7 protein-coding genes are annotated in these 7,431 nt (G+C 66.9%); 4 read left to right on the top strand and 3 right to left on the bottom strand.

Features of this window, described 5'->3' with window-relative positions; all coding sequences use genetic code 11:
- The 4 genes from AC1DTF_RS31720 to AC1DTF_RS31705 form a co-directional block, all read left to right on the top strand.
- The coding region (locus tag AC1DTF_RS31720; RefSeq protein WP_477476943.1) for a TIGR03564 family F420-dependent LLM class oxidoreductase at positions 1–737 on the top strand (737 nt) is incomplete at its 5' end.
- 45 nt (positions 738–782) lie between these two features.
- Positions 783–1,481: a GntR family transcriptional regulator gene (locus AC1DTF_RS31715; RefSeq protein WP_477476942.1), complete on the top strand. Its 699-nt coding sequence runs from the start codon at positions 783–785 to the stop codon at positions 1,479–1,481.
- A gap of 79 nt (positions 1,482–1,560) precedes the next feature.
- Positions 1,561–3,108 carry an NCS1 family nucleobase:cation symporter-1 gene (locus tag AC1DTF_RS31710; RefSeq protein ID WP_477476941.1) on the top strand — a complete coding sequence of 516 codons (1,548 nt, stop codon included), beginning with the start codon at positions 1,561–1,563 and terminating at the stop codon, positions 3,106–3,108.
- Positions 3,105–3,821 carry an aspartate/glutamate racemase family protein gene (locus AC1DTF_RS31705; protein ID WP_057167946.1) on the top strand — a complete coding sequence of 239 codons (717 nt, stop codon included), beginning with the start codon at positions 3,105–3,107 and terminating at the stop codon, positions 3,819–3,821. Before AC1DTF_RS31710 ends, AC1DTF_RS31705 begins: the two co-directional genes overlap by 4 nt.
- Positions 3,822–3,908: 87 nt before the next feature.
- On the opposite strand, the gene AC1DTF_RS31700 is transcribed toward AC1DTF_RS31705, so the two are convergent.
- The 3 genes from AC1DTF_RS31700 to alc all read right to left on the bottom strand — a co-directional run bounded on the left by AC1DTF_RS31700 (position 3,909) and on the right by alc (position 7,314).
- Positions 3,909–5,213: a DUF222 domain-containing protein gene (locus AC1DTF_RS31700; protein ID WP_477476940.1), complete on the bottom strand. Its 1,305-nt coding sequence runs from the start codon at positions 5,211–5,213 to the stop codon at positions 3,909–3,911.
- 242 nt (positions 5,214–5,455) lie between these two features.
- Positions 5,456–6,355: an allantoinase PuuE gene (gene puuE, locus AC1DTF_RS31695; protein WP_057168580.1), complete on the bottom strand. Its 900-nt coding sequence runs from the start codon at positions 6,353–6,355 to the stop codon at positions 5,456–5,458.
- Positions 6,352–7,314, bottom strand: a complete 963-nt coding sequence (gene alc, locus AC1DTF_RS31690) for an allantoicase (RefSeq protein WP_477476939.1) — start codon at positions 7,312–7,314, stop codon at positions 6,352–6,354. The genes puuE and alc overlap by 4 nt, the downstream gene beginning before the upstream one ends.
- Positions 7,315–7,431 lie beyond the last annotated feature (117 nt).

Genomic DNA, 7,431 nt, shown 5'->3' with positions numbered 1-7,431 from the left:
CCTCCGTCGTGCCGCTCAACCCGCGGCACCCGCTCGTCGTCGCCTCCCAGGCACAGACCGCGCAGGCCGCGGCGCACGGAAACTTCAGCCTCGGCATCGGCCTGGGGTCGCACAAGCCCGAACAAGATGCGTTCGGCACCGCGTGGCCCAACCCCGTCGGCCGGCTGCGTGAACATCTGCAGGTGCTGCGGTCGATCTTCGACGAGGGGGCCGTCGACTTCCACGGCGACGAGTTCACCGCCAACCCGGAATGGCCGGTATCGGTCGCGGGCGGGACGCCGATCCCGGTGTACGTGGCCGCGATGGGACCGAAGGCACTGAGGGTCACCGGCGAACTCGCCGACGGCACCCTGCCCTACCTCGCCGGACCGCGCACCATCGGCGAGTTCGTCGTGCCGACGATCACCAAGGCGGCCGCCGAGGCAGGCCGGCCCGAGCCGAAGACCATCGCGATGGTCCCGGCGCTGGTTACCGACGATGTCGAGGCGGGCCGCGCGCTGGCCGCCGAGACGCTGGCCTTCTACGCGACGATCCCGTCGTATCAGAAGGTGATCGAGCGCGAGGGCCTCGACTCGATCGCCGACCTGGCGGCCGTGGGTGACGCCGACACCGTGCGCAGGCAGCTGCGCCGCTACCTCGACGCGGGTGCATCCGAGGTCGCGCTCAGCCCGCTGGACCACTCGCCGGCCGCGCTGGCACCGCTGTGGGCGGTCACCGCGTCCCTCGCCGACGTCTGACGGCGCCGAAACAGCGGCGCAACACGACCGGCTTAACCTCAACCGATGGGGGTCAGGCGCTCGGTACTGCTCGAATGCCTGATCGCCGAACGGGCCGGCACTTCCCAGGACGGGGTGCTCGACGAACTGCGCCGCGCCATCCTGGACGGCGGCGTCCCGCCGGGCACGCCGATCCCGCTCGCCGAGGTCGCCGAGATATTCGGCGTGAGCCAGATCCCGGTCCGCGAGGCGCTGAAAACCCTCGTCGCCGAGGGATTGATCTCGCACCGGCGCAACGGCGGCTACACCGTCGCACTGCTGACCGCGCAGGAACTGCGCGAGATGTACATCGTCCGTGAGACGTTGGAATCTGCCTCCCTGACCGCCGCGGTGCACAACGCCACCGACACCGATCGCGCGACCGCGGTGATCGCCAACCAGCGTCTCGAACAGGCCATCCGGGACGGGGACGCGGCCGCGTATCACCGCGGCAGCAGGCAATTCCATGCCGCGCTGACCGGTCCTTCACGGATGCACCGGCTGCTACACATGCTGGAGGCTGCCTGGAACGTCACCGAACCGGTGCAGTCGATGGTGCATGTCAGTCCCGCCGACCGGGCGGTGCTGCATGCCGATCACGGCGCCATGCTGGAGGCGTTCCTGACCGGCGACGTCGATGCCCTGCTCGCCGTTTCCGAACAACACGCCGCCCGGCTCAACGCCGTCATCGCCACCTTGCCGCGCAACACCGGGCTGCTGGCGTGAGCGAATATATTTCCGGCGCAACGGACCGATAAGTTCACCGAAACGGTGGGGAAACAATGCGGTCCCATAGTCGGCAACCATGACCGATACCGTTGTACCTCCGAACACCGCTCCTCCGGGTGCCGTTGTCGGTGCCGGTGACATCGTCGAAGCCGCCGGCCATCCGGTGGGCGGCGGCGTCATCAAACCCGGCTACGACCCCCGCCTCACCAACGAGGATCTCGCCCCGCTGGGCAAGCAGAGCTGGACGTCCTACAACATCTTCGCGTTCTGGATGTCCGATGTGCACAGCGTCGGCGGGTACGTCACCGCAGGCAGCCTGTTCGCACTCGGACTGGCCAGCTGGCAGGTGCTGATCGCGCTGCTGGTCGGCATCAGCATCGTGTACTTCTTCTGCAACCTGGTGGCCAAGCCCAGCCAAGCGACCGGGGTGCCCTACCCGGTGATCTGCCGCACCGTATTCGGTGTGCTGGGCGCCAACATCCCGGCCATCATCCGCGGTCTCATCGCGGTGGCCTGGTACGGCATCCAGACCTTCCTGGCCTCGGCGGCACTGGACATCGTGCTGATCAAACTGTTCCCGAGCCTCGCGCCGTACGCCGTCGTCGCCGACTACGGGTTCGCCGGGCTGTCGCTGCTGGGCTGGGGCAGCTTCCTGCTGCTGTGGGTGCTGCAGGCCTGCGTCTTCTGGCGCGGCATGGAGTCGATTCGCAAGTTCATCGACTTCTGCGGGCCTGCGGTGTACGTCGTCATGTTCATGCTGTGCGGCTACCTCATCTACAAGGCCGGTTGGGGCGCCATCGATCTGAACCTCGGCGGCGTCACCTACACCGGCTGGTCCTCGGTTCCGGTGATGCTCGGCGCCATCGCCCTGGTGGTGTCGTACTTCTCCGGTCCGATGCTCAACTTCGGTGACTTCTCCCGCTACGGAAAGTCGTTCGCGGCCGTCAAGAAGGGCAACCTCCTCGGCCTGCCGGTCAACTTCCTGGTCTTCTCGGTGTTGGTGGTCGTCACCGCATCGCTGACCCTGCCGGTGTTCGGCGAGCTCATCACCGATCCGGTCGAGACGGTGGCCAGCATCGACAGCACCTTCGCGATCGTGTTGGGCGCGTTGACCTTCGCCATCGCCACCATCGGTATCAACATCGTCGCCAACTTCATCTCCCCGGCGTTCGACTTCTCCAATGTCAGCCCGCAGCGCATCAGCTGGCGCGCCGGCGGCATGATCGCCGCCGTCGGTTCGGTGCTGATCACGCCGTGGAACCTGTACAACAACCCCGAGGTCATCCACTACACGCTCGAAACCCTGGGCGCCTTCATCGGCCCGCTGTTCGGTGTGCTGATCGCCGACTACTACTTGATCCGCAAGCAAAAGGTGGTGGTGGACGATCTGTTCACCATGGAGGAGTCCGGAAAGTACTGGTACACCAAGGGATACAACAAGGTCGCCGTCGTCGCCACCGTCGTCGGTGCCATCCTCGCCATGATCCCGGTGCTGACCGGCGGATCCGTGCCCGGTATGCACACCGCCGCGCAGTACAGCTGGTTCATCGGCTGCGGTGTCGGCTTCGCCATCTACTACCTGTGGGGTAAGCGCGACGTCCTGGTGGCAGAATCGGTGTCGTGACACGCATCTGGGTGATCAACCCGAACACCACCCGGGCAATGACCTCGACCATCGAGGTCTGCGCCCGGGCGGTGGCCGCCGAGGGCACCGACGTTGTCGGCGTCACGTCCGAGTTCGGGCCGCCGTCCATCGAGAGCCACTACGACGAGGCGATGAGCGTGCCCGGCCTGCTGGCCGCGATCCAGCGCGGCGAGTCCGAGGGTGTCGACGGTTATGTCATCGCCTGTTTCGGCGACCCCGGCCTGGACGCGGCCCGGGAACTGGCCACCGGCCCGGTGATCGGTATCGCCGAGGCCGCCATGCAGGCCGCGAGCCATCTGGGTCGCGGGTTCAGCATCGTGACGACGCTGGGACGCACCATCGGGCGGGCCGAGGATCTGGCCGAACGCTACGGGATGAGCCGGTTCTGCCGCGGCTTCCACGCCTGCGAGATTCCGGTGCTGGACCTCGAAACCGATCCGATGGCAATGAAACTCGTCACCGAAGCCTGCCGGGAGGCGGTCGAGCAGGACGGCTCCGACGCGGTGGTGCTGGGCTGCGCGGGGATGGCCGATATGTGCAGGCACATCTCCGATGAGATCGGTGTCCCGGTGGTCGACGGCGTCACCGCCGCCACGCTGACCGTGCAGTCGCTGGTGACGATGGGTCTGCGCACCGGCAAGCGCGGGGAGTTCGCGGCGCCGCCGGCCAAGGAGTACGTCCAGAAGCGCTAGTCCGTCGTGGCGGGTCCGGCTCTCTGTCGGTGCCGGTTCCCGCCGCTGGGTTGTTCGTCACTGTGTAGTTGTCAAGGTGCGCAAGGCTTATGCGGCGATGGGCAGGTCGGTCATGGTGCGTCGGGCGTGGGAGCGCAGGTGTGCTGGTTCTGCTTCGTCCGGTTTGTGGGGTGGGATGAACCAGGGGTGGCGGTCGGCGCCGAGGTAGACCCGCCAGCCGCCGTGATGGATCGCGGTGTGGTGTAGTCGGCAGAGCAGCACGCCGTTGTCGATGCTGGTGGTGCCCCCGCTGCTCCATGGGGTGATGTGGTGGGCGTCGCACCAGGACACCGGCCGCCCACAGCCCGGGTGGGCGCAGCCACCGTCGCGCACTGCCAACCCTTTTCGGATCGCGGGTGTGAACAGTCGCTCGGCGCGCCCCACATCCAGCGGTGCGCCGCTGTCATCGATGGTCACCACCCCCACTGTGCTGTCGCAGGTGATGAGGTCGGCGGTGGTGGCGCTGACGGGGCCGGTGAACCCGAGGGTGTCCACCCGCCCGTCACCGCGGATCAACGTGACGTGAGGGAGGACACCCCCGGATGTCGGCCGCCGGGAGCTCGACAGATAGGTCCGCATCAGCTGGCCGAACGCGTCCGCGCGGCGCTTACCCGCCGGGCGTGGGTCGGGGGATCCGTCCGGGAGCGGTACGGGTCGGCACAGTGGGTCCAGGGCGGTGAGGAGTTCCTCACCGGTCAACGCGTCCACATCGAAAGTCGCAGCGACACGCCCTTCCTCGGTAACCACCAACGTCATGTCGTTGAGGTCCGCGTTCTCAGCCACCGGGACCGCCCCCTCTACAGGCGGTCGCGTGGCGGTTTTGTCGATGGCGATCGCGCGGGCCTTCTCGGCGACCTGCGATGGCGTGGTCTGAATCATCAGCTTGGTCACGACCTCGGCCCGCTCCTCCTCGGACAAGGGGACTCTGTTGTTGATGTGGGTGACCGCTTTGCCGACGGCGTCGGCGAACTCGATGCCGATCCCGCCGAGGCGCTGGGCCCGGGTCAACGCCGGTAGCGTGTGTGCCGCCCGCCCGACCCGCGCGGCTCGGTGTGCGGCGCCGGGGGAAACCCCCAACAGGGTAAGAAGATCCGCTCCCGAACGCAGGTGCTTGCGGGACGGGATCCCCGCCCGTTCAGCCGCAGCAACCGCCTGGGCGATCACATGATCGACCAGGTTGCGCAAGGTGACCGCAGCCACCAACGCCGCGAGCAGGGCTTGTTCATCGATCACCCGTCGAGGGCAGTCCAGCAGATGAAACAGCCGGCGATCAGCGTCGTGCTCAGGAACAGGCGACGCGGCCAGGTCATCGATGAGCGCACCAATGAACATGTCGAGATGGGTGGCGTCCATGTTGGATACCGACTTTCACAGAAGGTGCCCAACGGGCACGATCAGTCAATACGGCTCGCACGGTCCCGCAGGACCATCGAACCTCTCGGCGACCGGAGTCGCGGTCTGAAGCTCACCGTCGAGATGTGGGAGCCACGTCGCATTCGAACTTGTGTTCGACACTACGCTGCATATCGTTGGCGCGCAAGGGTTATCCGTCAAGAAATCGGCGGCATTTCGGGAGTTCTGGTCGCCGAGAAGCGCTAGACGGGGTGAACGGCCCGCCAGTGCTCGGCGATCTCGATGCGCCGCGCCACCCAGACCCGGTCATGCGACTGCACGTGGTCCAGGAACCGCTGCAGCGCCGCCGCCCGGGCGGGCCTGCCGACCAGTCGACAGTGCAGTCCGACTGACAGCATCTTTGGCTGTCCAGCAACACCTTCGGCGTAGAGCACATCAAAGGCATCGCGCAGATGCGCGTAGAACTCGTCACCGTTGGCGAACCCGGCGGGCGAGGAGAACCGCATGTCGTTGGTGTCCAGGGTGTAGGGCACCACCAGATGATCGGTGTCTCGCACCTTCACCCAGTACGGCAGATCGTCGGCGTAGGAGTCCGAGTCGTAGACGAACCCGCCGTGTTCGACCACGAGCTCGCGGGTGTGCGGGGAATCCCGGCCGGTGTACCAGCCCAGCGGCGCGCTGCCCGTCAGCTCGGTCAGGATCTGCATCGCCTCGGCCATGTGTGCGCGTTCGGTGTCCTCGCCGATCAGCTGGTAGGACTTCCAGCGCAGGCCGTGGCAGGCGATTTCGTGGCCCAGCTCCGAGAACGCCGCCACGGCTTCGGGATTGCGCTGCATGGCGCGTGCCACCGCGAAGATCGTCAGCGGCAGGCCACGCTGCTCGAAGATCCGCAGTATCCGCCACAGCCCTGCCCGCGAGCCGTACTCGTACATCGACTCCATACTCATGTGCCGGTTGCCGAACGGTTCGGCCGGCGTGATCTCGGACAGGAACGTCTCCGACGCCGGATCGCCGTCCAGGATCGAGTTCTCGGCGCCCTCTTCGTAATTGAGCACGAACTGCACGGCGATCGCCGCGCCGCCCGGCCACATCGGATCGGGGGTGTTGCGCCCGTACCCGATCAGGTCGCGGGGATAGGTCACGCCAACTCTCCGTAGAGCCGCAGCCGTGCCAGCCCGCCGTCCGGGTAGATGTCCAGCCGTACCTCGGTGAGCACATCGTCGGATTCGATCAGGAACTTGTGCCGGGTGTCGGGCAGCAGGTTGGTGCGGGGCAGCAGTTCGACCCGGTCACCGTTGGCGCGAAAGCCGGTGAGTGCGGCCGATCCTGGGCTGTTACCGATGAAATAGGAGGTGTCGATCTCGGCGAGATTGATCCGTCCGGGGCCGGCCAGCCGGAAACGCACCCAGTCGTTGGCGTCATCGCGGCGGCGTGCGGTTTCCCACCCGTCGCCCATCACCTGGGCGTAGCCGGGGAAGATCAGGTTTTGCGGGGAACTGTAGAACCGGTTGGAGCAGTCCAGGACCAGGCCACCGTTCTCCAGCGCGGCGAGGTCCAGCGGCCCGACGCCGAAGAACCGCTTGTCCGGAAGTCCTTCGCCGTGCACCCGCAGTCGGGCCACCCCACCGTCGGGGTAGATGTTGAGTCGCACATGGGTCCACCGGTTGTCCGAGTTGACCTCGAAGTTGTTGCGGGTGTCCCCGTAGGCACGGCTGCGTTCGATCAGCGGCGTCCAGTTCTGGTCGGCGGCCAGCTGATCGGCGGTGGGGTAGCCGTCGACCTCGAGGGCGTCCAGCGAGACGGCGGGCGGGTAGTTGCCCTTGAACCACGCGGTGTCCACCACCACGCCCCGGATCACTCCGGGCACCCCGAGCCGGACGATCGCGGTGTCATGACCGGTTTCCCGGCGACGGCGGGTCTCCCAACCGTCGTACACCTGGCCCTTGTGCCCGAACGAGGCCGGCCGGTACGTCGAGGGCCCCTGGGAGATCAAATTCTCCTTCTCGGCGAAGGATTCGTCATTGGCCCAGACGACGGCGCCGCCGAGGGTGCGCAGCGCCAGGTCCGGCAGCCAGGTGAAGTCGGGTAGGGATTCGGTCATGTCAGCTTCCGGTCCTTGAGATTTCGCAGTACATCGATGGTGGCCGCGGGGGCCAGGGTCAGGACGTCGTCGGCGTCGAACGCGCCACAGTCCAATCCGCGCAGCACGACCGTCGAC

Source organism: Mycobacterium sp. P4_H6, assembly GCF_056400845.1.
Note: the sequence above shows the minus strand (reverse complement) of the source record. Positions and strands in the feature narration are given on the sequence as shown.

What these genes read in the sequence shown, in the direction of transcription:
- alc (WP_477476939.1), bottom strand. Translation starts at nt 7,314, where the DNA reads ATGACCGAATCCCTACCCGACTTCACCTGGCTGCCGGACCTGGCGCTG.
- AC1DTF_RS31710 (WP_477476941.1), top strand. Translation starts at nt 1,561, where the DNA reads ATGACCGATACCGTTGTACCTCCGAACACCGCTCCTCCGGGTGCCGTT.
- AC1DTF_RS31715 (WP_477476942.1), top strand. Translation starts at nt 783, where the DNA reads ATGGGGGTCAGGCGCTCGGTACTGCTCGAATGCCTGATCGCCGAACGG.
- AC1DTF_RS31700 (WP_477476940.1), bottom strand. Translation starts at nt 5,213, where the DNA reads ATGGACGCCACCCATCTCGACATGTTCATTGGTGCGCTCATCGATGAC.